We start from the raw sequence: 25,601 nt of genomic DNA, 5'->3' as shown, positions 1-25,601 counted from the left end.
GTAACTCTCCCCCAATTTGCTAAACTTATCGGTCTACCGCACACACGTCTATATATCGCCAAAGAAAAATGGCCTGAAGGCGTGGTGTGGAAAAAGATTGATAACAAGATTTACTTTAGTTTACAGGGGTGGAATCATTGGATGAGTCAGCAGGGTATCCAAAAGGCGTTAGAGTGCGAAGCGGCAGCGTCGAAATTAATATCCCAATCAAAGGAGAAGGGCGTAGGTACTTCGTCCTCCCGTACACGGCGACGCCAAAGAATATTGCCCAAGCGGGAAAGCTACGAGCTAGTTTGATGGCTCGTAGAAAATGGGAGAATCTGACAGTAAAAGATATTGAATTAGCTTGTAATATTATCGATGAGACAACAGCAGATGATAGACCACTTTTTGCAGACTATGCGCAGCTTTATCTTGATAGCTTAGATAGTGGTAATACAGGCACTAGACGTAAATATAAAGGCATCCTTAAAAATAAGTGGATGCCTTTTTTTGCATCTATAGCAATTGCAGATATAACACCGGCAATGGTGCGCACTGCACTCGCACAGAATGACTTTAGCAGCACTAAAACTGCTAATGACGCACTCACGCCACTGCGCGGAGTGTTTGATTTGGCATTTATTGACGAAATTATTGAAGAGTTGCCCACTAAGCGTATCCGTAATAAGAAGACACAAAAGGACGAGCCAGATCCTTTTTTGCCTAATGAGCGTTCGGCCATACTTGACTATATGCAAAGACATTGGACAGATGATAAAGAGATTTGGTATCTATATTTTGTGTGGCAGTTTTGGACGGGTTGTCGCCCTGGTGAATCATTGGCCATAGACTGGGCTGACATAGATGTAACTAATCGACTAGCAAAAATAAGTAAGACGTTGAGCAGTGGCAAGGTGCAGCTGTCAACTAAGACCAATGAGATTCGTAATATCTATCTCAACGATAAGATATTGGTCGTATTGGATAGACTTAAGGCCCTCACTGGTCACCAGTCACGATTATTTATCAGTTTGCACACCGATGAGCCATGGACAAGACCAGATAAGTTGTCCGAAAAGTTTCAGGAAGTACTGCCAGTGATAGGTATAAGAGTGCGGCCTGCTTATAATTGCCGTCATACTTATGCGACGACGATGCTCAATAGTATGATCGATGTTTCTGCAGCGGCTTATCAAATGGGTCATGATATCATCACATTCACCAAAATCTATGCAAAGTGGATTAATACCGAGCGCATGCAAGCTGAGATGATGAAGCTTGATTATGGTGACTAACTGCCAAGTGTTTCTCGGTAGTTGAATCATAGAAACTGCGACAAAACTGCGACAACAGCACCTTTAATAAATAGTTATCAAATTTTAGGCAATAAAAAAACCTGCCCGAAGGCAGGTTTAGTATAGGTTTGAGACAATTTATTCACTATCCGAAAATGGTGGGGCTGGAGAGACTCGAACTCTCACACCTTACGGCGCCAGAACCTAAATCTGGTGCGTCTACCAATTCCGCCACAGCCCCATTTTCGTTACTCTATCATCAAAAGTGATTAAACTCAAACACTATCTAGATAGTTAACTGATTCGGTAGTGCGTCTCAGTGGTTGGCTATTATATAGAGTTTTAATTGTTTGGCAACCCCTATTTGCAATTATTTTTAATTATTTGATATTTATTTTTGGTACCTATTTTAAGTGTTTGATATTAATAGTTATTTATCATAGCGTTTTATGCGTTTATTTACTCTTTAGTTGTTACTCTTGGCGCAGAGATGTCCAGCTGTTGTAATTTGCGTGTCAGAGTATTACGGCCCCAACCAAGTAAGCTTGCGGCCTCTATCTTTTTGCCGCCGCTATGATTAAGTGCTGCTGTTAATAAAACGCGCTCAAACTCAGGTGTTGCTGTTTGCAAAATATCAGTTTCGCCTGTATTCAGGGACTGTTCAGCCCAATCAGCCAATGCTTGCTGCCAACTTTGGCTTTTAGGCATCTGACTATTTTGATGATTGTTTAATACATTACTATTTGATACTTCGCCATTTTGTGCCAAATGCTCTTGGCTTCCTTCCTCTGATTCTGATGAGCTGTGTTCGTCATGAAGCACTGCATTAGGTGAGATATTTTCAAGTAGCTCTGGCGGCAAATCTGTCGCCATGACAGTATCACCAGTGGCCATCACGGTTAGCCATAGACAGACATTCTCTAGTTGACGCACGTTACCGCGCCAGTCGAATGTCTGCATAATTTGTAATGCAGCAGGATGCAGATGCTTCGGTGTGGTACTCATTTGCTCTGCGGCAGATTGCATAAAGTAGAGGGCTAAGGCAGGAATATCTTCAGGGCGTGTACGTAGTGGTGGTAGAGGTAGTCGAATGACATTGAGACGATAAAACAAATCTTCGCGGAATCGGCTTTGCTTTACCAGCTCTTCTAAGTTTTGGTGAGTGGCTGCGATGATACGTACATCGACCTTTATTGGCTGCTGTCCACCAACACGATAAAACTCCCCGTTGGCTAGGACTCGTAATAGTCGCGTCTGAGTGCTAAAAGGCATGTCACCAATTTCATCTAAGAATAGAGTCCCGCCGTCAGCTTGCTCAAAACGTCCTTGACGCATTGTCGTCGCACCAGTGAATGCGCCTTTTTCATGGCCAAATAGCTCAGACTCGATCAAGTCGTGTGGTATGGCTGCCATATTGAGGGCAATAAATGGTTGCTGTTTACGCGGTGAATGCTGGTGTAGAGCGCTGGCAACTAACTCTTTACCTGTACCAGACTCTCCAGTAATTAAGACAGAAATAGGAGATTGAGCCAGCCTGCCAATAGCACGAAATACCGTTTGCATGGCTGGGGATTGTCCAATGATGCCGCTAGGATTCCCATTACCTTTGGTTTCGACTGCTTCTTTGTTCTTATTGTCTTTGGTTGTCTTACTAGCAGATACTGCTTTAGGTTTTATCGGATTTGCAGTGGAGGTATCAGACGTTATATTGGTATTAGGTTCATCTGAAAGGTTAACGGTAGCTGTTTCTAAACTGGGCTGATAATTGATGGCCTTATAAATTGTTGCAACCGCATCATCTAAATCAAAAGGCTTGGGCAAGTATTCAAAAGCACCTGTCTGATAGCTATTAATAGCAGAAGTCAGGTCTGAGTGTGCCGTCATAATGACGATTGGCATTTTTGGGAAATGCTGATGGACCCAGTCGCTAAAAGACAACCCATCCATCATTGGCATGCGAATATCGGTCAATATGACGTCAGGTAATTGCTCTGTTGACTCTTGCTGTTTTAAAGCATCGTTAAGGCGAGTCCATGCTGCCTGCGCTTGGGTAAAACTGATAACGGTCAATCCAGCATCTTCAAACGTGTCTGCCAACACCATACGTAGGGCTGCATCGTCATCGATTAACCACAATGTCGCAGGGTGGTCGCTGGGTGCATTGTTCACAGTTACTATTTGTGATTGTGATGATGGAGTATCGCTTTTAGGTTGGAGGTTGTCGCTATATTCAGTCATGTATTGGGCCTAATCAGCAATTATTGGTGGTAAGTTGGGGATTGGGTATGGAGCGTTATGAAACTTAGCAGCTTCGTATCATAATATATTTATGTCTCAGTGGTAGGTTGAGTAAATGGCAGGTATAGCGTAAATCGGGTTTGCTTCTCCTCTTGTTCTTTTGTCGAGCTAACATCAATCATACCATGATGATGACTGATAATATCTTGAACGATGGATAATCCAAGACCTGTCCCTGCTGCACGGCTGGTAACCATTGGGAAGAATATTTGATCGATCAGAGCTGGATCAATACCTGAGCCATTATCGGTAATGGTGATTTGCATCACTTGCTTGTGCTGCTGTCCTACGATTGTATGCTGAAAGGCAACCCGCGTTTGAATATGCAGCGTTGGTTGATAATCAGAACTGCTCTCAGTTTGTCTGGTAGCTTGTGGCGATTCTTGAGATTCTGAGATTTTATTCTGTTGCAGCGTTTGTTCGAACTCAGTCATCGACTCACAAGCATTGTTAATGAGGTTTAAAAACACTTGAATCAGTTGATCCTTATCAGCGCATAACTCTGGCAATGATAAATCATAATCACGCTGTAACACTACCTGTGGATACTGATTGGCCACTAAGGTTAAGACATGCTCTAGGGGCTCATGGATATTAAGCGTCTGCCAGTTTGGTAGTTGATTGGAACCCAGGAGCTGCCCAATAAGATGAGTTAATCGATCAGTTTCTGAGATAATAATATCCGTATAGTTACGCAGCTTTTGATTCATTTTTTGCAAATTATGCTGTGTGTCAGCGTTGGTAGCTGTCAAAGCACTATCAGCGCTAGAAGTGCTAGTAGTAGATGCGTCGCTGAATTTAATAAACTGTCGTTGTAGCAGTTGTGCTGCTCCGCGAATACCAGCAAGAGGATTTTTTATTTCGTGCGCCACTGAGCGTAGCATATGACGAGCAACTGTATACTGCTGCTGTTTGCGCTCCTCTTCAGAGATACGACTTTGACGATCTTTGCCCCACATCTCGATAATAAAATAGGGCTGCTGTTCATAGATGACTGGCGTGACGCTATAGTCAACTGACAACGATAAATTGCTATTTAGTGGTGTTTTTATAATGTGATCATGATCGATAAAAGGCTGCTGGTAGTTTTGCGATTGTACAAAGCGCTCGGTCAAAGAGTAAGCTGGCTCGCTCGAAGGCTCATTTGCATTCGTATCGTCACCAGCATTATCGATAGATATAGTGTCTTTAGACTTCAGCTCATCGGGTGCTAATAGTGTCAAGATTGATTGATTAATGAGTCTACCGGTACTAATAGCGAGTAGCTGCTCGGCTTGAGCATTCAAACGCGTGATGAAAAGATCATCGTTGACCCATAAGATAGCAGTGAATAAATGCTGAGATATAAATGTAAGATCAGGGGTTGTTTTAGCGGTTATAAAATCAGCGTTCATTAGTCATGCCCAAAAAAGTCAGATGCTTGAGATAATATTTAACCACAAATCAAGACTATAGAGCGGCAAAACTGGTGATTTTTGCAAAAAAAACGTACAATGCGCTCAGCCAATTTATCTCTAGCAAGGTCAGCCATGTCCAAAACTTCTACCGAGTCAGTGAATACGACAGCAACAAATCCTCTATCTGCCGTACAAGACACTGCCACTATCTTCAATCCTGCTGCGCCTACAACAGTACAAGAGCAGGGCCAGACAGATATCAGTCAAGCAGATACTAAACAACCTTACCACCATAAAGCCAATCACAACCAAAATCGTAGTGTAGCCCAAAGCAGCGATGCTACTTCAGCCTCGACTGTCAATGCGACTGCTACGATGCCAGTTAGTGCAGCGCCAAAGATTGGTTTTGTGTCACTAGGTTGTCCAAAAGCATTGGTAGATAGTGAGCGTATTATCACTGAGCTAAGCCGTGATGGCTATCAAGTAGCCAGTGATTATGATGGTGCTGACTTGGTCGTGGTAAACACTTGCGGCTTTATTGAGTCCGCAGTACAAGAGTCGCTTGATGCAATAGGCGAAGCCATTAGCAAAAACGGTAAAGTGATTGTCACTGGCTGTTTAGGTAAAGAAGCAGAAAAAATCCGTGAAATGCATCCAGCGGTACTAGCAGTGACAGGCGCGCATGCCTATGACGAAGTGATTACAGCAGTGTCGCAGCATGTGCCCAAGCCAAATCGCAACGAAGATGCGAACTATAATCCAAAAATAGATTTGATCGATGAAGCGGGTATCAAACTGACCCCAAGTCATTATGCTTATCTAAAAATATCAGAAGGCTGTAATCACCGTTGTACGTTCTGCATTATCCCAAGCTTGCGTGGTGATTTGGTATCGCGCCCGATTGATAATGTAATGAACGAAGCGCTGGCGCTTAAAAAAGCTGGCGTGAAAGAATTGCTTATTATCTCGCAAGATACCTCGGCATATGGTCTTGACCTAAAGTATAAAACCAGCTTTTGGAATGGCATGCCGCTCAAGTCTAAGTTTTATGACTTATGCCAAGCATTGAATGATTTGGGCATTTGGGTTCGCTTGCATTATGTCTATCCGTATCCACATGTGGACAAAGTTGTTGAGTTGATGGGTGAGAAGAAGCTGCTCCCTTACCTAGATATTCCGTTCCAGCATGCCAGTCATCGTATCCTAAAAGCGATGAAACGTCCTGCGCATAGTGAAAATACCTTGGCTCGTATCAAAGCATGGCGTGATATCTGCCCTGATATTGTGATTCGCTCGACCTTTGTGGTTGGTTTCCCCGGCGAGACAGAAGAAGATTTTCAATGCTTACTTGATTGGTTGGTTGAAGCACGTCTTGACCGTGTGGGTGCATTCACCTATTCAGAAGTAGAAGGCGCAGTGGCCAATGACTTGCCTGATCATGTGCCTGAAGACGTTAAGCAGTCTCGCTATGAGCGACTAATGGCGCTACAACAGGATATCTCAGCGCAAAAGCTGCAAGAAAAAGTTGGCAAGACCTTAACGGTATTGGTCGATGAAATCGATAGCGATGAAAATATTGCTATTTGTCGTAGCTATGCTGACGCACCTGAAATTGATGGTCATGTCTATGTTGATGACATCAACGCTCAAGTTAAGGTAGGGCAGTTTTTAACAGTGACTATCGATGATGCTAGCGAATACGATCTGTTCGCCAGTTATCAAGGCTAGATATCCAATAAGATATGTGATGAAAATTGCCCAATGATGGGCAGTTTTTGCTACAATTAGCGCAATTTGGCCTTTTTAATACGCTTAGCTGTAAGTGTAGCGTTGTGGACAAACTCGATTTGTATTTTACCGATAATTTTCTTTATAATTTCATGATAACAAGGTGACCTCATGTCTGACAAAAACCCGCGTTACGCTCGTATCTTGCTGAAACTCTCCGGTGAAGCCTTAGCTGGTAGTAAAGACATGGGTATTGATACCGAAGTGCTTGATAAAATGAGCTTATCTATTGCTCACTTACGTGGACTTGGTGTTCAAGTTGGTATCGTGGTCGGCGGTGGTAACTTATATCGCGGTGCTCAGTTACAAAAAGAAGGTCTCGTTGGCCGTGTTACAGGTGATCAGATGGGCATGCTAGCGACCGTTATGAACGGACTGGCAATGCGTGATGCGCTTGAGCGTCGCAACATCAAAACTCGTCTGATGTCAGCGTTACCGATTGGTGAAGTCACCGAAAGCTATAGCAGTCGTAATGCGATTCGTTATCTCAAAAACGGCGAAGTTTGCATTTTTGTTGCAGGCACGGGTAACCCGTTCTTTACCACTGACACCGCTGCCTGTTTGCGCGGTATCGAAATCGAAGCTGGTTTGATTTTGAAGGCGACTAAAGTTGATGGTGTCTATGACAAAGACCCAAGTCTAAATGATGATGCAGTCAAATATGACGGTCTAACTTTCGATGAAGTACTAGAGCAAAAGCTAGGTGTCATGGATTTAACGGCTATTGCATTATGCCGTGAGCATAACGTACCGCTACAAGTGTTTGATATGACTAAGCCTAATGCATTGTTGAATGTCATTATGGGTGAAAATGAAGGCACACGAGTTTTTCATTAATTGATGCGATACTGGTAATTAACGTCAGTAAATAGCTAACGATTAGCAAAAAATAATTAATATCCCAATAGCAAATAAAAGATTTGTCGGTAACGATAAATAAGGATACACAATGATTAAAGAGATTAAGCAAGACGGCGAAGCACGCATGCAAAAAACGTTGGAAGCGCTTGAAAGCACTTTCAGTAAAGTTCGTACTGGTCGCGCGCATCCAGGCATGTTGTCAGGTGTGATGGTTAGCTACTACGGTTCTGATACACCATTGAACCAGGTGGCAAGCGTTAACGTTGAAGACTCACGTACTTTACTGGTCCAACCGTTTGACCGTACGATGGTACAAGCAGTAGATAAAGCCATTCGTGAAGCAGATTTAGGTTTGAACCCAATGACCGCTGATGTGATTCGTGTTCCGATGCCAGCTTTGACAGAAGACACTCGTCGCGACATGCAAAAGCTTGCACGTGGCGAAGCTGAAAGCAGCCGAGTATCTATCCGTAATGTTCGCCGTGACATGATGAACGACATCAAAGACTTGGCAAAAGAAAAAGAAATCTCAGAAGATGATGAGCGCCGCGCTAGTGATGATATTCAAAAAATCACTGACAAATATATTGAAACGATTGACGCTCGCTTGAGTAAGAAAGAAAGCGATTTGATGGAAGTTTAATACTGATATACTTGTTATTTATAGCAAAAATCAGCTCGGTAGATTACCTGTAATTGAGCAGCCAATACTTTATAGTTATTGGCTGTTTATTATTATGCAGACTGATATAGTCAATCCTCTATAAAAGAGCTAAAGCGTTAACCTCGCTTGGAGTATCATATATATATCTGCACTTGGTTGCTTTGCGCTTCTTTTAAACTGAATCAACTATATGAAACCATATCTATATTATGCTAAAGACATTGATTGAACTGTGTTCATCGTGTTCTGAGCATTAAAAACTAACAACGCAATTATGATAAGTTAGTGAATTATATCGGTGGCGCTTTTTAATCGTCATTGCACACGTTATTATTATTTTACTTTAACAATAAGTAAGTTCGCCTATGTCCACTTCAGCCGTTTTGGCGCCCGCTAGCCTTCCCCGTCACATCGCCATCATTATGGATGGTAATAATCGCTATGGTAAGGCCAATGATTTGGGCCACGGTCAAGGACATGTGGCTGGCAAAGATGCGCTTGATCCTATCGTCGAATATTGTGTCAGTACAGGCATTGAAGTGTTGACCGTGTTTGCGTTTTCTAGCGAAAATTGGCAAAGACCGCCTAGTGAGGTAGCACTGCTGATGCAGCTACTCACATCGACGATTCATGAGCAAATGCCGCGCATGAATGAGTATCGTATTCGCCTACGCTTCATCGGTGATCGCAGTCAACTCAGTGAGTCATTACAGACTCTAATGGCTGATGCAGAAGAAAAGACGGCAGATTTTGATGCGATGACACTGGCAATTGCGATTAGCTACGGTGGACAGTGGGATATTGCAAATGCAGCAAAACAACTGGCTCAGCAAGTGCAAGCTGGCGAATTGAAAGCTGAAGATATGAGCGAAGAGTTGTTAGGTAACTACGTACAATTGGCCGACACCGCAGCAGTAGATATGCTGGTACGTACGGGCGGTGAGTATCGTATTTCCAATTTTTTATTGTGGCAATCTGCCTATGCTGAGCTGTTCTTCACTCCTACATTGTGGCCAAATTTTACAGCAGAAGAGTTGGCTTTGATGATTGCAGAGTTTGCTAAACGTCAACGCCGCTTTGGCAAAACCAGCGAGCAGGTAGTGACAGAACAGCAGTCTCACTGAGCAGCGAGTGGATAGATAAATTCAGTCGGTATGTATAACTGGTCAATAGTGCTGGTTTATGCAATGATAAACGGCTTAAATTGATATCAATCGCTATCACTAGGCCATAGTTAGTTAGCTGCTATAATGCATTTTTTGACCATCTGTTCTTCATTATTATAAGGCTCGATAAGTATGTGGCAACGAATTAAGACGGCAATTGTTCTCGTTATTATCGTTGGTATTGCAATGTTTGCGAGCCAAACACCTATTTTATTTGCACCATTATTGGCTATCGGCGTCATCATTGCCGCTCATGAGTGGGCCAAGTTGATGCCTAAGTGGCGCCAGCCTGCCGTATTTGTGTTAGTGGTTTTGGCGCTCACTATATTATCACTAATGTTCAAGGTGACTTGGCTATTCTGGTGGGTAGCTTCGTTAGGTATATGGCTGATGGCATTGTCTTGGGTTCGAGTCTTCCCGACACAAACGAGATGGTACGGCAACCAGCTGGCAATGATGGGTGCGGTTATTTTGACAGCATCTATTACAGCGATGTTCTATCTCTGGCAGTTATCTGCGTGGTGGCTGCTGTATGTGTTCTTATTAGTATGGTGTGCAGATAGCGGCGCATATTTCGTTGGACGCAAGCTTGGCCGCCGAAAAATGGCACCCAACGTTTCACCCAATAAAAGCATGGAAGGGCTGGCTGGTGGCCTCGTTACTGGGCTGTTGGTTGTGGTAGCTATCAGTGTCTTTAAACTACAGCTGACGGGTGTACCATTAATCGCATTTGTATCGTTATCAGCCATCACTATTCTTGTATCTGTACTTGGAGACTTGTTTGAGTCGATGCTCAAACGCCGTGCTGATGTAAAAGATTCAGGCACTATTTTGCCAGGTCACGGTGGTATTCTTGATCGTATCGATTCATTGTTGTCTGCAACACCGATATTTGCACTTGGTTTTTGGGCGATACAGCAGCTTGGTTTAATAGTGGTGTAGGGTTATATAGCAGCACTGTTCTGTTTAAACCTTTTCTGTAGTTTATTCTCAGTAATATTGATATAAGTGAGCCAAGTGCAAGCAATGTATTAGTATAGCTAGCGAAGTTACCAGAGCAATAGTTTTGTAGTAGATAGACAATATTCTATTTTTATTATTTTTAAGTATCATGGGCATTAATGGTTATGACGCAACGCATCTCCGTACTAGGCGCGACAGGCTCGATTGGCGATAGTACCTTAGCAATATTGGCGGCTCAACCGCATACCTATGAAGTCTATGCTTTGTCAGGTTGTCATCGCTTGGACAAGCTATTTATGCTCTGTCAGCAGTTCCTGCCGAAGCGCGTCAGTGTGCCGACAGCAGCAGTGGATGATTTTGCTAGCAGACTCAAAGCAGCGGGAATCGCTAGTGATGTCGTTGGGGGCGAGTCAGGATTGGTAGATATCGCTACTGACTCACAGACTGATACGGTTGTAGCAGCAATCGTAGGTGCGGCAGGACTGGCGTCTACATTAGCAGCAGCACGTGCAGGCAAACGTATCTTATTGGCTAATAAAGAGGCGTTAGTCATGGCAGGTAAAGTTATGATTGGTGCGGTCAAGAAGCACAAAGCTACTTTGCTGCCGCTCGACTCTGAACACAATGCCATCTTCCAATGCTTGCCACTCGCTATTCAGCAAGATAATACGCAAATTCATCAGACAAATCATGGTGTCCGAAAACTATGGTTAACAGCCTCTGGTGGGCCATTTTTGCAGCAGCCATTCGAGCAAATGCAGCAGGCAAGCGTCGCAGAAGCGGTCAAACACCCTAATTGGTCGATGGGCCAAAAGATATCTGTCGATTCGGCCACGATGATGAACAAGGGGCTTGAGTTGATAGAAGCCTGTCACTTATTTGATTTGCCTGAAGACAAGATAAATGTGGTCATTCATCCACAAAGTATCATTCACTCAATGGTAGAATATAGCGATGGTAGTTTTTTAGCGCAGCTGGGTAGTCCAGATATGAAGACGCCAATTGCGCATGCGCTGAGCTACCCTGATCGGATTGATAGTGGCTCGCAGCCATTAGACTTATTTGCACTTAGTGGTTTAGAGTTTATTGAACCTGACTTGCAAAAATTTGTCTGCTTGCGTTTGGCTCGCCAAGCAATGCAAACGGGTACGCAAGCCACGATTGTGCTTAACGCAGCAAATGAAATTGCAGTAGCAGCATTCCTAGATGGGAAAATTCGTTTGACTGATATTGCTGACATTAACGAACAAGCGTTAAATGACATACAGCTGCCACCGTTAAAAGAAACCGCTGATATAGAAGATATATTGGCAATCGATAAAATTGCGCGCCACCTGACTGATAAGTTAGTAATAAAGCTAACATAATCGTAGCAAGCGTCCCTTAGCTGATACATAGTTTTGATAAACGAATACTAGCGAAAACGTTAATAAAAATGCTGAGAGACAATACCGAGAAAAAATTATGACGTTTTTACTAACAGTTCTAGCCGCTATATTTGTCTTGGGCCCACTTATTGCCTTACACGAGTGGGGGCACTACATCGTGGCACGGCTTTGCGGTGTCAAAGTGTTAACGTACTCTATTGGTTTTGGTCCGAAAGTTTTTGGTTGGACTAGCAAAAAGAGTGGTATCGATTATCGTATCTCAGCATTGCCACTCGGCGGCTATGTAAAAATGCTAGATGAGCGTGAAGGTAATGTTGCGAAAGATGAGCAGCATCTTGCGTTCAATCGACAACATCCTCTCAAGAAAATTGCTATCGTTGCAGCTGGCCCTATCATGAATTTTGTCATTGCTATCGCGCTATTTTGGGTGTTGTTTATGACTCCATCTGAGCAGTTGGCGATTAAGATCGGACAAGTACTACCAGACACGCCTGCTGCGATGGCACAATTACCAGTCGGTGATAAGATTATTGCGATTGATGGACACGACGTGCAGACATGGGAAGGTATTAACTACCGGCTTGCAGGACGTATGGGTGAGACGGATAAGGTTAGTATTACCTTGCAGTCAGATGCCCAAACCGAACAGTCGACTAAAACCTATCAAGCACCAGTCACGCAGTTTATGCAAGGCGAGGCTCAAGGTAAAGACGCATTAACCAGTTTTGGTATGTTGCCGTGGCAGCCACAGATTGCTCCGATTGTAGGCGGCTTGGCTCCTGATGGCGCAGCTAGCCGCCAAGGGCTAAAGGTTGGTGATCGTATTACTGCTATTGATGATAAGGCAATTGAAGACTGGATTAGTGCCACACGTATCATCCGTGATAATCCTGAGACGCTATTGAACTTCACGGTGTTGCGTGATGAAAAGCCTGTACAGTTGCAGATCATGCCTCAAGGCAAAAAAGACAACTTGGGCAATGATTACGGACAGATCGGTGCGATGGTGGATCAGACCGAGATTGTTATCTCTGATGATTATAAGACCACCGTGGTTTACGGCCCTAGTGAATCGTTAGTTAAGTCGTTCGAAAAAACTGAGCAGCTAGCGGTAATGACCGTAAGCTCGATGGGAAAAATGTTGTCAGGTATGATTGGCTTAGACAATCTATCAGGACCAATTACCATTGCCAAAGTTGCTAAGCAAAGCTTTGAGATCAGTTGGCAGATGGTATTATCAACAGCAGCACTGATTAGTTTGAGTCTTGCCGTTTTGAACCTCTTGCCGATTCCAGTATTGGATGGTGGTCATATTGTCTATCATGTTATTGAGCTAATACGTGGTAAGCCACTATCTGAAGGTGTGCAAATGGTCGGTCTAAATATTGGTTTACTCTTGCTGGCAGGTTTCATGGTGTTAGCAATTGGTAATGATATCAGTCGCCTATTTTGAACAGCTAATGAGCAGCATGGCTGATAAAGCACGATATACTAGAGGTTTTACGCCTATTACAGGCTGATTATTGTTATGATAGGCATGCTACTCTGTGTCGCAGCCTCTGTACTAATCGTAATTTTTAGTTTATTTTGTGATGCAATTTATATAAAGTGTTCTGAGTTACCCTTGCATGGAGTTATAGCCCTATGTGAATGGGTTAGACAATACGTGCCTTTTAACTTAATTTAAGCAATTTTTTTATTGACGGATAGTGTTTATGCGTACGCCTTTAATTATGAGTGCGGCTGGGTTGCCGTTAGTTGTAGCGATGATGAGTATGCCAGTACAGGCTGCAGAATTTGTAGTAACTGATATCGGCTTTAATGGTCTACAACGCCTAACCCCTGATAGCCTCTATCCGGTCTTACCTGTTACGGTAGGCGATACAGTGAATGATAGTAGCTTAGCTGCCAGTATCAAGGCACTATATGCAACTGAGAATTTTGCTGATATTCAAAGCCGTGTCGAAGGTGGCCAGCTAAGATTTGACGTCATTGAGCGTCCAACAATCGCTGAAGTAACCTTTGAAGGTAACAAGCTCATTCCAAAAGAAGGGCTTGAACAAGGTCTTAGCAACGCTGGTCTATCAACTGGTGACGTGCTTAAGCAGTCTACTTTGCAAGGCGTGGCCAATGAGCTACAACAGCAATATGTTAGCCAAGGTTATTACAATAGTAATATCGAAGTAGAACAAACAGTCCTAGACGGTAACCGCGTAAAACTTGACGTGAAGTTTATAGAAGGCAAGCCTGCTAAAGTTGTTGATATCAATATTATTGGCAATCAGCACTTTAGTGATGAAGAGATTAAAGACGTCTTCGCGGTAAAAGAGTCTTCATGGACGCAACTGCTATCTAAGTCTGATCGGTATGCTCAAGAAAAACTGGCTGCCAGTCTAGAGAGCTTAAAATCGCTATATCAAAACGACGGTTATGTGCGTTTTTCAGTTGATAATGCTGTATTAAACATCAGCGAAGACAAAAGTAGTGTATTTATTGAAGTCAGTCTAAGCGAAGGCGAGCAATATCAGTTTGGCGAAGTGAACTTTTTAGGTAAGCCTACCTTTGAAAATAGTGAGCTAAGAGAACTGGTTGCCTTTGAATCTAATGAGAAGTATTCGCAAGCAAAACTAGACGCTACGACAGATACTCTTAAAAGACGCTATGGCAATGAAGGCTATTATTTAGCTCAAATTAGACCAGTTCCACGTATCAATGACGATACTAAAATGGTTGATGTCGATTACTATATTGACCCTGCACGTCCTATCTACGTTCGCCGTATCAATTTTACCGGTAATATTAAAACGCAAGACGAAGTGTTGCGTCGTGAAATGCGTCAGTTAGAAGGTACGCTATCTTCTAATGAAAAAATTCAGCTGTCACGCACGCGTTTGATGCGTACTGGATTCTTCAAAAATGTCACTGTCGATGTTAAACCAGTACCTAACCAGCCAGATCAAGTCGATGTAAATTATGTGGTTGAAGAGCAACCTTCTGGTAGCTCAACGATTGCCGCCGGTTACTCACAGAGTGGCGGTGTGACTTTCCAGTTGGATCTGACTCAAAATAACTTTATGGGTACAGGTAACCGCGTCAAGGCTGCACTTTCTCGCTCAGAGACTTATGATTCTTATAGCCTAGGTTATACTGATCCGTATTTTACAGAAAACGGTGTTTCTCAAGGTATTAGTGGTTACTATCGCAAAACCAAATATGATGATGATAATGTTAGTAACTATGTGACTGATTCATATGGTGCGACACTAAACTATAGTTATCCTATTGATGAAACCAAACGTCTTAGTGCCGGTCTGAATGTGGACAATACAAAGGTTCGTGGTGGTCGCTATCTAGGGATATCTAATGCTCAGGAGATTCTAGACGATGGTGGTACAAAAACACCTGAGGTTGATACGGATGGCGTTGCAAATTTCAAAAATGACTATCAGACTTACAATCTATTGTTTGGTTGGGACTACAGCACTTTAGACCGCCCAGTATTTCCTACTAAAGGAATGAGCCATGCGGTTGATGCAACTATCGGTCTTGGTGATGCTAACTATCAAAAGCTAACTTATACTGGCAATGTATACTATCCTGTTTATAAAGACGTAATCGCGCGTGGTTATACTAAGCTTGGTTATGGTAACGATTTACCGTTCTATGAAAACTTCTATGCTGGCGGTTATGGCTCAGTACGTGGCTATGAATCATCTACTCTAGGACCTAAGTCACAAGTTTATCTTGATGCGGTCAATGATCCAGATAATCAAACTTTTACCGGAGAAGAGGTTGGTGGTAATGCGCTAGCAACGTTTGGTGCTGAACTGATTTTGCCAATGCCGTTTAAAGGTGATTGGGCAGATCAGGTACGCCCAGTATTGTTTGCTGAAGGAGGTCAGGTCTTTGACACGTCTGATAAAGAAGATCGCACTTTTAACGATTCAGATGTTCCGCTATTGACCCAAGATAATGACTTCCGCTACAGTGCTGGTGCTGGTATCACTTGGTATACGCCAATTGGTCCAATTTCACTTAGCTACGCGGTACCATTTGGTGACAAAGAAGGCGATGAGACTGAAAAAGTCCAGTTTCAGATTGGTAATACATTCTAAATTAGTGACATTACTCTCATTTATTTGAATAATTTTAAAGATTGTCTCAAATAGATAGAAATATCATTAGAGCTTAGTAGGTCGTCAAAACGCATTGTTATTTTGGCGACCGTTTCATTTATAACCATATTTTATTAATAGTCATTATGATAACGATTGAGCAACTCATTACTCGAATTGAGCAGCGTCAGCCTATTATTAATAAGGCTGAGCTTGATACTGATCAATTGTGTCAACCATTCAGTAGCGTCGGTAGCCTGACGACGGCCAGTCAGCAGCAGCTAAGCTTTTTGGCAGACCCTCACTATATCTCTAGCTTGGCTAGCAGCGATGCAGGCGCAGTATTGGTGACGGAAGCATATCGTGACCAAGTGCCTACCTCAGCAATAGCGCTAGTTGTCTCAAATCCATATTTGGCCTACGCCAGTGCTAGTCAGCTGTTTGCGCGTCATTCTTTATCTAATGGGATTCATTCGAGTGCTGTGATTTCAGAGAGTGCTGTTATTGGCGAGCAAGTTAACATCGGCCCTTTTTGTATGATTGGTGACCATGTGCAAATAGGAGCGCGCAGCTCACTCGATGCTCACGTTGTGGTTGAAGCCAATACTCGTATCGGCACTGATTGTATGATTAAGTCACAAGTCGTTGTCGGTCCTGAGTGTGTTATCGGCAATCACGTTAGGTTGCATGCAGGGGTAAGTATTGGATCTGAAGGGTTTGGTTTTGCTCCTACTAAAGATCCTAGCAACACGGGTTGGGAGCGCATAGCTCAGTTGGGCCGTGTCATTATTGGCGATTATGTGCGAGTTGGTAGCCAAACGTGTATCGATCGTGGCGCTATCGATGATACCGTTATTGGCAATCATGTTATTATTGATAATTTGGTACAAGTTGCTCATAACGTCCGTATCGGTGACGGTACTGCTATTGCTGCTCAAACGGGCATTGCGGGTAGTACTACGATAGGTAAGCGCTGTATAATAGGTGGCGCTGTCGGTATAACAGGACATATTAAGATTACAGACGATGTCGTTCTATCTGGGATGACCATGGTAACCAAATCCATTAAAACCGCCGGTTCATATTCATCTGGTACTGCTGCGATGCCGACTGCTAATTGGCGACGTGCTGCGGTACGTTTTCGTCAGCTAGGCAGCAACTAATGCAAACACAAACAAATAATAGATATTCAAAACACAGCAAGGAAGCGTCACTATGAGCAGTAACAATATAGATACCCCAACTGATGAAGACGTTAAAAGCTTGGCTGAGCAAGGTCTTACATTACCATTAACGTATCATACGATTAAGCACTATTTACCGCACCGCTATCCTTTTATGCTGGTAGATCGTATCGTCGCTTGTACGCCAGGTGAGTGTATTACTGGTATTAAAAACGTGACTATCAATGAAGAGTTTTTTAACGGTCATTTTCCTGATGAGCCGATTATGCCAGGTGTATTAATGGTAGAGTCTATGGCTCAGGTGTCAGGAGTGCTTGGCTTTATTAGTGCAGGACTGACTGCAGAAGACGGTTACCTCTATCTGTTTGCAGGTGTGGATAAAGTCCGCTTTAAACGTCGTGTGATTCCTGGTGATCAACTTATCATTCGTGCAAAAACCGTGATGCAAAAACATGGTATTTATAAGTTTGATTGTACTGTCCACGTCGAAAATGAACTGGCTGCCAGTGCCCAAATTATGATTGCACGTCAAGAGCAATAAGAACCTATTAAAACAAAGGATGTTTAAGTTGGTGATAAGCCATAACATATAAAGGGCGATATCTAAATCGCTCGTTATAATTGTATAATCAGCTATATGTAGATTCGACAACGCAAATGGTATTAGCTTCGTTAGTAAGACTGAAATAGCGATACGTTTTTATTATTTACTCGCATCAAATGATACAAGGGTCCATATTATGAGTCAGATTCATCCTACAGCACTCATCTCACCGTCCGCGCAGATTGACGAGACTGCCATAATTGGGCCTTACTGTATCGTTGGTGATGAAGTATCAATTGGTGCACATACGGTCTTGCATAGACATGTTGTTGTGACGAAGCTGACTCGTATTGGACAGCACAATGAGTTTTATCAGTTTGCAAGTATTGGTGAAGACCCTCAAGATTTGAAGTATGCAGGAGAGCGTACTTGGCTTGAAATCGGTGATCACAATATGATTCGCGAAGCCTGTAGTTTGCATCGTGGTACAGCACAGGATGGCGAGCTAACCAAAATCGGTAGCCACAACCTGCTGATGGTAAACACGCATGTCGCACATGATTGTGTGATTGGTGATCATAACGTATTGGCAAACAATGTGGGTGTGGCAGGGCATGTGACTATTGGCGATCATATCATCATCGGAGGCAACTCAGGTATTCACCAGTTTTGTACAGTAGATGACTATAGTTTAATTGGCGGTGCTAGTTTAATTTTAAAAGATGTGGCTGCTTTCACTATGGTGTCTGGCAATCCAGCTAAAACTCATGGTATGAATGTTGAGGGAATGCGCCGTAAAGGCTGGTCAAAAGAAACTATTAACGCATTGCGTCAAGCGTACCGCGTGATTTTTAGGTCAGGTCTGACGACGGTACAAGCACTTGAAGCCTTAAACAATGAGCTACTACCTCAAGAACCAAAGATTCAGCTGCTTATTGACTCACTACAAAACAGCAGCCGCGGCGTTGTACGCTAAAAAAATATTTCTCGATTGATGATGAATCTTATACTTTTAATAAACCAAATTCTTATATACTAAAGATGAATCACATAAAAGCCATAACTATTTGTTATGGCTTTTTATATTTATGAATACTTGACTTTTTTGGTCGCTTAGCAGAAACTGAGCGTTTATGATATTGTAAACAATTCTTTCTTAATGTTGCTGGACGCTTTACATCGACGCGTTTACTAAATAGTCGGATAATAAGACTGACTATTTATGTTTATCAAGGAAGATTATCAGCAATGTTAATTGAAGCACGAGGACGGAAAAAATGGCTATCAATAAACAAGAACATGCACAATGGAGCTCAAGCTTTGGCTTCGTGTTGGCAGCAGTAGGCTCAGCAGTTGGTTTAGGAAACATATGGAAATTTCCATACATGGTTGGTGAAAGCGGTGGCTCAGCTTTCGTTATTGCTTATTTGTTTTGTATTGCGCTGGTCGGTTTTCCGATATTGGTTGCTGAATGGTTAATTGGTCGCCGCGGTCAAAAAAACCCAGTCAATACGTTTGCAGACGTAGCAGCTGATGAAGGTAGGTCTCGTAGTTGGGGGATTGTTGGTGCTACTGGTGTTTTAGGTGGTTTCTTAATTCTATCGTTTTATAGTGTCATCGGCGGCTGGGCTCTTAACTACATTACAAAAATTTCGTCGGGCAGCTTTGTAGGTCAAGATAGTGACTCTGTCGCTGCAACTTTTGATGCTATGCTAGCCTCAGCTGGTACGTTGACAATCTGGCACACAGCTTTCATGATTATAACGGCTGTTATCGTTGGTATCGGTGTGACAAGTGGTATTGAAAAAACCGCTAAAATTTTGATGCCATTACTAGGTGTAATTCTTTTCGTTATCGTTGGTTACAATGTGATGAATGGCGGGTTTGGTGAAGCAGTCGCTTACTTATTCACGCCAGATCTTAGCAAATTGACTGCTGATGTTATGCTGGCCGCATTAGGTCACGCATTCTTCACGCTATCAATTGGTATGGGTATCATGGTTGCCTATGGTTCTTATCTAGGTCGTGAAGTGAACCTATTAAAAACCGCACGTACCGTTGTTATTTTAGATACCGTTATTGCTTTGGCCGCTGGTCTAGCGATTTTCCCGATTATCTTTAGCAATGGTTTAGATCCTGCAGCAGGCCCTGGTCTTATCTTTGTGAGCTTACCAATTGCTTTCGGTAGCATGAGTGCAGGTACCATCATCGGTGCATTGTTCTTCTTGCTTATTACCTTTGCCGCTATAACTTCATCTATCTCGTTACTTGAGCCGACCGTTGAGCTGTTGGAAGAGCGTACCTCAATGAGTCGTACCGTATCGACTATCGCTGCAAGTACCGTAATTTGGTTATTAGGTATTGCCGCATTGTTATCATTTAACCTATGGTCAGACTTTACTATTATGGGTAATGGTATCTTTGATGCATTGGATAAACTTACCAGTAAATTCCTATTACCTCTAACAGGTCTTGCCGCTATTTTATTCGCTGGTTGGAAAATGAATCAACGTAATATCCAACAAGAGCTTGGGCTGTCTAACGGTGCATGGCAGTTGTGGCAAATTGTTGCGAAGTTCATCGCGCCAATCGCCGTTGTAGTAGTATTCGTAACTTCATTGATGGGATAGTAGTTATCATCGTCGATTCTATCTGAATCATTGGGTTATAAAAGCAGCACAAAAAAAGGGCCTAAGATTATTCTTAAGCCCTTTTTGATTTCAACAGATTTAGATAACAAGTAGTGAATGCTAAACAGGATTAACGCAAGTTTAATTCAGGAACCGTTTGACCGCGTTTGGTATAAAATTCGCTGACAAACTCATCAAATTTATCTTGCTCGATAGCATCTCTGATACCCTGCATCAAACGTTGGTAATAGCGCAAATTGTGAATAGTGGCTAGTTGAGCGCCCAGCATTTCTTTGCACTTATTAAGGTGATATAAGTAAGCACGGCTAAAGTTTTGGCAAGTATAGCAGTCGCATTCAGGATCTAACGGGCCTTCATCATTGCGATATTGGCTATTACGAATGCGTACCACTCCAGCATTATCTGTATCGCCTGTCACAAAGTAATGGCCGTTACGGGCGTTACGCGTTGGCATCACACAGTCGAACATATCAACGCCGCGGCGTACGCCTTCAACTAAATCTTCAGGCTTACCAACACCCATAAGATAGCGCGGCTTGTCTGCTGGCATATCATCAGGCAGGTAGTCTAAGACATCTATCATCTCTTCTTTGGGTTCGCCAACGGAAAGACCGCCAATGGCATAACCATCAAATCCAATTTCTAGTAGACCTTCAAGCGACTGCTGACGCAAATCAGGATACATACTGCCTTGTACAATACCAAATAGGGCGTTGGTGCTGCCCAGTCTGTTGTGCTCATCAACACAGCGCTGTCCCCAACGTAGTGATAGCTCCAAAGATTTTTTGGCTTCATCATGAGTCGCTGGATAAGGAGTACACTCATCGAACTGCATGACGATGTCTGAATTCAAGCTATACTGAATCTGCATAGATTTTTCTGGTGAGAGAAATATCTTTGCGCCATCGATAGGCGATTTAAAATTCACGCCTTCTTCGGTGATTTTACGCATTGCGCCAAGGCTAAAGACTTGGAAACCACCTGAATCAGTCAAGATAGGTTTGTCCCAATGCATGAATTTATGCAAGCCACCAAACTTATCAATGACTTCGGTACCTGGACGTAACCATAGATGAAAGGTATTGCCCAAAATAATATCAGCACCAATGGCTTCGATATCACGTGGCAGCATGCCTTTGACCGTGCCATAAGTACCAACAGGCATAAAAGCAGGCGTTTGTACGTCGCCATGATTGAGGTGAACTGTACCACGGCGTGCACGCGTTGCACCGCTGGCCGTTTTATGTAAGACAAATTGCATATGATAACCGCTATTTAAGCTATGAAAATGGCGCTAATTATAGCATTGTTGGCGATTTTTTTGGACATGGATATTTAGTGCTAACGATATATGGTCAATATATTTTTCGGTGACTTTATTTAACGTCGTCTTGTTATAACCAAAAAACACAGAGAGCACGTTAAAAGATACAGACAGGGCTGACGCTGTATTGATACAGTAGAAATTATACAAGTGAGGTAATAGTTATTGCCAAACTACGCTTTTAGACGCTGGAGATACAATATGAAAAAAACAGGGTATTTATTATTGGCAGGTGGATTATTGTTAATATCGAAAGGGGTGGCGGCCGCTGAGACAGAAGAGCCAGAGTATACGTTACTGGCACAAACAGATGACTTTGAGTTGCGTCGTTATGATGAGCAACTAGTAGCGCAAACATGGGTGAGTGGTGACCAGGACTCAGCAAGTCGTGAAGGGTTTAAAGTGTTAGCGGACTATATTTTTGGTAACAACACAGCACCAAGTGGAAGTATTAGTAAGATTAGTATGACTGCACCTGTCACGATGCAAGCTGAGAGCACAGACAGCAGTGAGTCACAGAAAATTGCGATGACAGCACCAGTCAGTATGCAACAGGAAGATGGTAAGTGGCGCGTACAATTTACGATGCCTAGTCAATATACGATGCAAACATTGCCTAAGCCAAACAATCCAAACGTTGAGATTATAGAAGTACCCGCACAGACGTACGGTGTGATTAAGTTTTCGGGATTGGCAGGCAGCAAAAAAGTCGCAACTAAAACGGCAGAATTACAATTTTGGATGGAAAGTCAAAAACTAAATGTGACAGGACAACCTGAATTAGCGCGTTATAATCCACCTTGGACGCTACCATTTTTACGTCGCAATGAGGTGATGATTGCGTATCAACCCGAGTAGTAAGCAACCCATAAAAAAAGACAGCAATTGCTGTCTTTTTTGTGCTTAATTTAGGGTGTCTGCGTTAGACGTTTTGCTCGCGGATGATATTAAGCATACGGCGTAATGGCTCAGCAGCCCCCCACAATAACTGATCGCCAACGGTAAATGCGCCTAGATACTCAGGACCCATATTAAGCTTACGCAAGCGGCCAAGGGCAACAGTTAGGGTGCCAGTGACGGCTACTGGAGTTAGACGATCCATAGTGGATTCTTTGTCATCTTCGACTAAGTCTAACCACTCATTACCACTGTTTTTGAGAGCAGCTTCGATCTCTTCTAGTGGAATGTCTTTTTTGAGTTTGATCGTTAGGCCTTGTGCATGACAGCGCATAGCACCGACACGTACACACATACCATCAATAGGAATCGTACTGGCTTCGTCGTTACCTAGAATTTTATTGGTTTCAACGCCGCCTTTCCATTCTTCTTTTGACTGTTTATTTTCTAGCTGCGCATCGATATAAGGAATCAAGCTACCTGCAAGCGGTACACCGAAGTATTGCTTAGGGAAGTCTGCTGAGCGCTGAGTCTGAGCGATTTTTTTATCAATCTCAAGAATAGCACTAGCAGGGTTGGCCAACTCGTCTTGGACAGCATCATGTAATACACCCATGCCATTGATGAGTTCACGCATATTGTTTGCACCAGAACCACTAGCGGCTTGATAAGTCATCGCGCTGACCCATTCAACCCAGCCCTTGTTAAATAGCTCACCGATAGCCATCAGCATCAACGACACTGTGCAGTTACCACCGATAAAGTCTTTTTTGCCATTGGCTAAAGCGCTATCGATCACGTTGCAATTGACGGGATCAAGGATAATGATACTGTCATCTTTCATTCGCAATGTACTGGCTGCGTCAATCCAATAGCCGTTCCAACCACTATCACGCAATGGTTGATGAACTTTTGACGTGTAGTCACCACCTTGACAAGTAATAACGACATCACAAGCAGCAAGTGCTTCAATATCATGAGCGTCTTTTAGTTGGCTGGTTTCAATACCATCAAACTTTGGTGCATCACCACCAGCATTACTGGTAGAGAAAAACACAGGCGTGATGCCATTGAAGTCGTTCTCTTCCTGCATACGTTGTATCAGTACTGACCCTACCATACCGCGCCAGCCTACCAAACCTACTGTTAAATCACTCATGAAGTTCAATCCTATTTACAATTATTTGTTGCATCGTCAACCGATAACAATGCCGTGAATAGCGCGAAAAAGCAAGGCGTTTCGGCCATTATTTGGTCGTTTTCGATACACTATTTACTATGTTGACTATAACTTTAAGTTATTACTACTGAAGAAGTACTTGGCTATCTAGCGACCTCAAAAACATAATATTCAACAAAGCGTTCACTATACCGAGTGAGCTGATATTGTAACGTTTTATGATAGTTGTCGCATATTTGAGACTCATCAGTAGGCGAGAATCTTTTGAAATGATAAAGTAAGTCTCAAGCATTGCTTTTTTAACATTGATTGAGTTGCCACCACGCTATTTTTTATCAAATAAAAGTTTAACTAATATATATCATCAACACTCCAATCAACGGTTAGTATCTACTTATGGATCTATCACTATTATATTATGCCTTGCAAGGTCTAGCAGTATTCATCGCATTTGTCACGATGTGGGGCTGGTTGCCGCTGGACAACTGGTGGGTACGTGGCGTTGAGTTTCCACGCATTCAAATAATGGTGCTTGGGGTTATCGCTTGGGTCGGTATGATAATTTTTTTCTCAGAGTGGGAGCTAGGGCAGTGGGTATTGTTTGTTGTGTTAAGCGGTACGTTAGCATTTCAACTGAGAATGGTACTGCCTTATACCAAACTGTGGAAAAAAGAAGTCCAAAAGGCAAAGGACAAGCCCGAAGGACAAGCGCACCAACTAAAACTGATGGTATCAAATGTATTGACGCCCAACGATGAAACGCAAAAACTGGTGGATTTGGTTAAGCAAAAGCAGCCTGATATTTTAATCACCCTGGAGAGTGACAAAAAATGGGAGCAAGCCTTACATCAAATTGAGCCTAATTATCCTTATACAGTGAAAGTGCCACTGGATAATTTGTATGGCATGCATTTGTATTCTAAACTTGAGCTTATCGATCCTAAAGTTAAATATCTAATGATAGATGACATACCTTCTATCCATACTCAGTTGTGCTTGCAAGGAGGCCGTGTCGTTTGGCTATATTGTTTGCACCCTATGCCGCCTAGTCCAACTGAAGCGGATAAATCTACCACGCGCGATGCTGAGCTACTCATGGTAGGTAAATACATAAAAGAAAATAATCAAACCGCGATATTGGCAGGTGACCTTAATGATGTGGCTTGGTCAAAAACTACTCGTCGTTTCCAGCGTATCTCTGGACTGCTAGATCCTCGCATTGGTCGACATTTCATTAATACTTTTCATGTTAAATATCCATTCTTGCGCTGGGCTTTAGATCATATTTTTCATAGCGCGTGCTTTACGGTAGTTGATATCGAGCGTATGCCATCTATAGGGTCTGATCATTTTCCTGTGATGACTACCTTACAATATGAGCCAGAAGAGACAAGTAAGCAAGAGGGCAATACGCCTACTGCACAAGTAGAAGATATCCAAGAGACTGATGATAAAATCGAAGAAGGCAAAAAAGAAGGCGAAAAAGTTTCAGAAGAACATAAAAAAGAGCAACGCAGTTTTGGCTGATAAAAGACGCTATTTATTAGCTGTAGTACATAGAGATGACGTAAGCATATGCTTACGCAAAATAGAGTCTTTAGCTTCTATCGGCACTGAATTCATTGGCATATAATACAGTCATCAACACAAGGATATGCATGGATGTGGTGTTGAGACAGTATGAATAAAAGCACAGGTCAGCCCGCTGTCTTAAATAATACTGTTAAATGACTTAGGATGAGTCAGCATGGAAGAGAGATAATAACAACAACATGAAGTATTGAAACCCTGAACCAATCGCCCTAGGTTCGGGGTTTTTCTTTGTGTATAGGTTATGGTTTGGAAAAGTTCAGAATATTTATCTTTGAGATGTTTTCAAAGCTTGCAGTTAAATATCTAACTGC

19 protein-coding genes and 1 tRNA gene are annotated in these 25,601 nt (G+C 42.7%); 15 read left to right on the top strand and 5 right to left on the bottom strand.

Translation table 11 applies throughout. The features are described 5' to 3' along the window. Nucleotides 1-137: 137 nt before the first annotated feature. Nucleotides 138-1,277 (top strand): tyrosine-type recombinase/integrase, encoded by a 1,140-nt coding sequence (locus tag ACT3QN_RS01945; RefSeq protein ID WP_444528764.1) that lies wholly within the window; start codon nucleotides 138-140, stop codon nucleotides 1,275-1,277. A gap of 156 nt (nucleotides 1,278-1,433) precedes the next feature. Here the strand turns inward: ACT3QN_RS01945 and ACT3QN_RS01940 are convergent. The 3 genes from ACT3QN_RS01940 to ACT3QN_RS01930 form a co-directional block, all read right to left on the bottom strand. Further along, a tRNA-Leu gene (locus tag ACT3QN_RS01940) sits at nucleotides 1,434-1,518 on the bottom strand. A gap of 218 nt (nucleotides 1,519-1,736) precedes the next feature. Further along, on the bottom strand, nucleotides 1,737-3,515 hold the full coding sequence (locus tag ACT3QN_RS01935) for a sigma 54-interacting transcriptional regulator (RefSeq protein ID WP_444522346.1): 1,779 nt from the start codon (nucleotides 3,513-3,515) through the stop codon (nucleotides 1,737-1,739). Between the two features lie 89 nt (nucleotides 3,516-3,604). After that, nucleotides 3,605-4,969 carry a two-component system sensor histidine kinase NtrB gene (locus tag ACT3QN_RS01930; RefSeq protein WP_444522345.1) on the bottom strand — a complete coding sequence of 455 codons (1,365 nt, stop codon included), beginning with the start codon at nucleotides 4,967-4,969 and terminating at the stop codon, nucleotides 3,605-3,607. 135 nt (nucleotides 4,970-5,104) lie between these two features. Between ACT3QN_RS01930 and rimO the strand changes: the two genes are divergently transcribed. From rimO to ACT3QN_RS01870, 12 genes are all read left to right on the top strand, one after another. Continuing rightward, the gene (gene rimO, locus ACT3QN_RS01925) at nucleotides 5,105-6,700 is read left to right on the top strand and encodes a 30S ribosomal protein S12 methylthiotransferase RimO (protein WP_444522344.1); all 1,596 of its coding nucleotides are present in this window, start codon (nucleotides 5,105-5,107) and stop codon (nucleotides 6,698-6,700) included. Between the two features lie 171 nt (nucleotides 6,701-6,871). After that, nucleotides 6,872-7,597 (top strand): UMP kinase, encoded by a 726-nt coding sequence (gene pyrH, locus ACT3QN_RS01920; protein ID WP_424509833.1) that lies wholly within the window; start codon nucleotides 6,872-6,874, stop codon nucleotides 7,595-7,597. Between the two features lie 112 nt (nucleotides 7,598-7,709). Then, nucleotides 7,710-8,264 (top strand): ribosome recycling factor, encoded by a 555-nt coding sequence (frr, locus tag ACT3QN_RS01915; RefSeq protein ID WP_444522343.1) that lies wholly within the window; start codon nucleotides 7,710-7,712, stop codon nucleotides 8,262-8,264. A gap of 386 nt (nucleotides 8,265-8,650) precedes the next feature. Beyond that, on the top strand, nucleotides 8,651-9,409 hold the full coding sequence (gene uppS, locus ACT3QN_RS01910; protein ID WP_444522342.1) for a polyprenyl diphosphate synthase: 759 nt from the start codon (nucleotides 8,651-8,653) through the stop codon (nucleotides 9,407-9,409). A 174-nt stretch (nucleotides 9,410-9,583) separates the two neighbouring features. After that, nucleotides 9,584-10,393 (top strand): phosphatidate cytidylyltransferase, encoded by an 810-nt coding sequence (locus ACT3QN_RS01905; protein WP_444522341.1) that lies wholly within the window; start codon nucleotides 9,584-9,586, stop codon nucleotides 10,391-10,393. 179 nt (nucleotides 10,394-10,572) lie between these two features. Beyond that, on the top strand, nucleotides 10,573-11,781 hold the full coding sequence (ispC, locus tag ACT3QN_RS01900; protein ID WP_444522340.1) for a 1-deoxy-D-xylulose-5-phosphate reductoisomerase: 1,209 nt from the start codon (nucleotides 10,573-10,575) through the stop codon (nucleotides 11,779-11,781). 97 nt (nucleotides 11,782-11,878) lie between these two features. Next, the gene (rseP, locus tag ACT3QN_RS01895) at nucleotides 11,879-13,255 is read left to right on the top strand and encodes an RIP metalloprotease RseP (RefSeq protein WP_444522339.1); all 1,377 of its coding nucleotides are present in this window, start codon (nucleotides 11,879-11,881) and stop codon (nucleotides 13,253-13,255) included. Nucleotides 13,256-13,517: 262 nt separating this feature from the next. Beyond that, nucleotides 13,518-15,917 carry an outer membrane protein assembly factor BamA gene (bamA, locus tag ACT3QN_RS01890; RefSeq protein WP_444522338.1) on the top strand — a complete coding sequence of 800 codons (2,400 nt, stop codon included), beginning with the start codon at nucleotides 13,518-13,520 and terminating at the stop codon, nucleotides 15,915-15,917. 146 nt (nucleotides 15,918-16,063) lie between these two features. After that, complete coding sequence (gene lpxD, locus ACT3QN_RS01885) at nucleotides 16,064-17,080, top strand: UDP-3-O-(3-hydroxymyristoyl)glucosamine N-acyltransferase (RefSeq protein ID WP_444522337.1); 1,017 nt, start codon at nucleotides 16,064-16,066, stop codon at nucleotides 17,078-17,080. 52 nt (nucleotides 17,081-17,132) lie between these two features. Then, the gene (fabZ, locus tag ACT3QN_RS01880) at nucleotides 17,133-17,642 is read left to right on the top strand and encodes a 3-hydroxyacyl-ACP dehydratase FabZ (RefSeq protein ID WP_444522336.1); all 510 of its coding nucleotides are present in this window, start codon (nucleotides 17,133-17,135) and stop codon (nucleotides 17,640-17,642) included. A 199-nt stretch (nucleotides 17,643-17,841) separates the two neighbouring features. Continuing rightward, nucleotides 17,842-18,621 (top strand): acyl-ACP--UDP-N-acetylglucosamine O-acyltransferase, encoded by a 780-nt coding sequence (gene lpxA, locus ACT3QN_RS01875; RefSeq protein WP_444522335.1) that lies wholly within the window; start codon nucleotides 17,842-17,844, stop codon nucleotides 18,619-18,621. A gap of 301 nt (nucleotides 18,622-18,922) precedes the next feature. Next, nucleotides 18,923-20,275, top strand: coding sequence for a sodium-dependent transporter (locus ACT3QN_RS01870; protein ID WP_444519449.1), 1,353 nt, complete (start codon nucleotides 18,923-18,925; stop codon nucleotides 20,273-20,275). A gap of 130 nt (nucleotides 20,276-20,405) precedes the next feature. Here ACT3QN_RS01870 and tgt read toward each other — a convergent pair whose 3' ends face one another. Next, complete coding sequence (gene tgt, locus ACT3QN_RS01865) at nucleotides 20,406-21,557, bottom strand: tRNA guanosine(34) transglycosylase Tgt (RefSeq protein WP_444522334.1); 1,152 nt, start codon at nucleotides 21,555-21,557, stop codon at nucleotides 20,406-20,408. A 264-nt stretch (nucleotides 21,558-21,821) separates the two neighbouring features. Between tgt and ACT3QN_RS01860 the strand changes: the two genes are divergently transcribed. Beyond that, nucleotides 21,822-22,478, top strand: a complete 657-nt coding sequence (locus tag ACT3QN_RS01860) for an SOUL family heme-binding protein (protein WP_444522333.1) — start codon at nucleotides 21,822-21,824, stop codon at nucleotides 22,476-22,478. A gap of 64 nt (nucleotides 22,479-22,542) precedes the next feature. On the opposite strand, the gene asd is transcribed toward ACT3QN_RS01860, so the two are convergent. Continuing rightward, nucleotides 22,543-23,676: an aspartate-semialdehyde dehydrogenase gene (asd, locus tag ACT3QN_RS01855; RefSeq protein ID WP_444522332.1), complete on the bottom strand. Its 1,134-nt coding sequence runs from the start codon at nucleotides 23,674-23,676 to the stop codon at nucleotides 22,543-22,545. 417 nt (nucleotides 23,677-24,093) lie between these two features. Here asd and ACT3QN_RS01850 point away from each other — a divergent pair, with 417 nt between their 5' ends. Further along, complete coding sequence (locus ACT3QN_RS01850) at nucleotides 24,094-25,224, top strand: endonuclease/exonuclease/phosphatase family protein (protein ID WP_444522331.1); 1,131 nt, start codon at nucleotides 24,094-24,096, stop codon at nucleotides 25,222-25,224. Nucleotides 25,225-25,601 lie beyond the last annotated feature (377 nt).

Origin of the sequence: Psychrobacter sp. AOP7-C1-14 (genome assembly GCF_052376135.1) — a bacterium.
Taxonomy (GTDB): Bacteria; Pseudomonadota; Gammaproteobacteria; order Pseudomonadales; family Moraxellaceae; genus Psychrobacter.
The sequence above is the reverse complement of the archived record's forward strand: the minus strand, read 5'-3'. Positions and strand labels throughout refer to the sequence as shown.